This window comes from Acinetobacter sp. 228 (assembly GCF_048147885.1).
Map to the genome: position 1 here is coordinate 1 of NZ_JAYWYV010000217.1, position 1,510 is coordinate 1,510.

The 1,510-nt window shown below is 34.8% G+C and carries 1 protein-coding gene; it reads left to right on the forward strand.

Translation table 11 applies throughout. The features are described 5' to 3' along the window. Positions 1-229: 229 nt before the first annotated feature. On the forward strand, positions 230-1,510 hold a 1,281-nt coding region (locus VXQ92_RS17520), incomplete at its 3' end, for an O-antigen ligase family protein (RefSeq protein WP_416682678.1).

Sequence of the window (1,510 nt, forward strand, 5' to 3'; positions counted from 1 at the left end):
ATTAAAAAATGCGCCTTATTTAAGGTGCATTTTTATTTAAAGGCTATCAGTATTAAATTTAATAAAACATTTTATTTCTAATATTTATATGAATAGCTAAGAAAATAATTTTACTTTCAGAATTATAATTTTAAAAAATTGAATAAAATAATTTGCATATAGAATATCATTTTGCTTACTTTCTTCCATGTATAATCCTTTTCAAGTTTTTGGTCTGTAACCTGTCACTATGCAAGTATTTTTTCTGTTCCTCGCTGCAATTTTGTTGGGTTTTGCGTGGTTATCACCATTTCACTATAACCCTTGGGTAATGTTTTCTAGTGAAATGAGTACTTTTGCGGCAGGTTTAAGTGTCTTAGCTGCACTTTTTTATCAAAATATTAAAATTTCACGTGCACAATTATTGCTATTGCCATTTATTTTAATTCCAGTGGTGCAGTGGGCTTTTGGTCTAGTTTTTGATTTTAGTACAGCTTTGTTAAGTTCACTTTACTTATTAGGCTTCTGGTTTATGGTTGTGGCGGGTTATAACTTGTCACTAGATCAACAAAAGCGAGATCAAATTTTTACAGGCTTTAGTTTATTACTGATTATTGTATCAATTGCGACCAGCTTTATTGCGATATGCCAATGGTTAAATATTGAGTCTCATTTTGTGCATATGTTGCATTTAATTGGTAACCGTCCTTACGGCAACTTTGGTCAACCTAACAATATGGCAACCTTTCTGATTATGGGGCTATTAGGTTGTCTATTTTTATATGAAAAGAATAAAGCAACAGTTTGGTTACTTTTCCCTTCAGCACTCCTTATCTTGTTTACAATCACTTTAAGCCAATCAAGAACGTCTTGGGTCGTTTTTCCATTTTTACTTATCTATTGGATAGTTAAACTATTTGGAAAACAAAAAAGATTTGGTTTTATTCAAGGGTTCTTGTGGTGCGCTGGTTTTTTTGTAATAGCTGGCGTGATTCTGCCATTTGCTACTAGTTTAATTGAGGCATGGTCGAGCGCTGATGTAACCCAAGCAAGTAGTTTAGTTGAAAGAGCAAGTTCTGGATATTTACGTTTTAATATCTGGACCCAAATGCTACTTGCTGTACAGCAGCATCCTTGGTTGGGGTATGGTTGGCACCAAACCAGTGTGGCGCAAATGTCTGCTTATGCTCTTTTTCCAACAACTGAGTGGACGACCAGTGCCCATAATATTTTATTAGATCTCATCATCTGGAACGGTATCCCAATAGGTATAGTCATTATTGCTTACTTTACGTGTTGGTTCCTTTGGCTAAATCAGCAGGCTAAAGAAACTATCTCAATTATTGCAATTATGATGGTGTGTACCGTACTCATTCATACCATGTTAGAGTTTCCTCAACGCTACGCTTACTTCTTGCTTACTTGTGGATTCTTATTAGGCATAATTCAGGCACAGACACCTGTACTCAAAGGTATTGTGCTCAACAAGCAGGTTCTTCGTTTAATTTGGGGAGTAAGTTTAATACTTCTG